This window comes from Nocardiopsis lambiniae, from assembly GCF_031845465.1.
Classification (GTDB): Bacteria; Actinomycetota; Actinomycetes; order Streptosporangiales; family Streptosporangiaceae; genus Nocardiopsis; species Nocardiopsis lambiniae.
On sequence record NZ_JAVREP010000055.1, the window covers coordinates 1 to 306 of the forward strand.

A 306-nucleotide genomic window follows, 5' to 3' on the forward strand; every position below is an offset into this window, starting at 1 on the left:
CCCCTATAGACGATGGGGTTGATAGGCCGGGTGTGGAAGCCTTGTGAGGGGTGGAGCTGACCGGTACTAATAGGCCGAGGGCTTGTCCGCTGCAGATAATTGGGTGCTCGCGCATACATGTTCACATAATCTGGTGAAATTCTTCCCTGTTCCGGGGCCTGCTTGTGGTGGGGTGTCGGGGTGTGGGTGTTGGTTTCCGTGGTGGTTATGGTGGGAGGGTCACACCCGGTCTCATTCCGAACCCGGTCGTTAAGTCTCCTTGCGCTGATGGTACTGCCCTGTGGTGGGGTGGGAGAGTAGGTTGCC

At 58.2% G+C, this 306-nt stretch carries 2 rRNA genes; both read left to right on the top strand.

Going from position 1 to position 306, the window contains the following annotated elements:
- Positions 1-90, top strand: a 23S ribosomal RNA gene (locus tag RM479_RS27500); the annotation flags it as partial.
- Between the two features lie 107 nt (positions 91-197).
- Positions 198-306: ribosomal RNA gene (rrf, locus tag RM479_RS27505) — 5S ribosomal RNA — on the top strand; the annotation flags it as partial.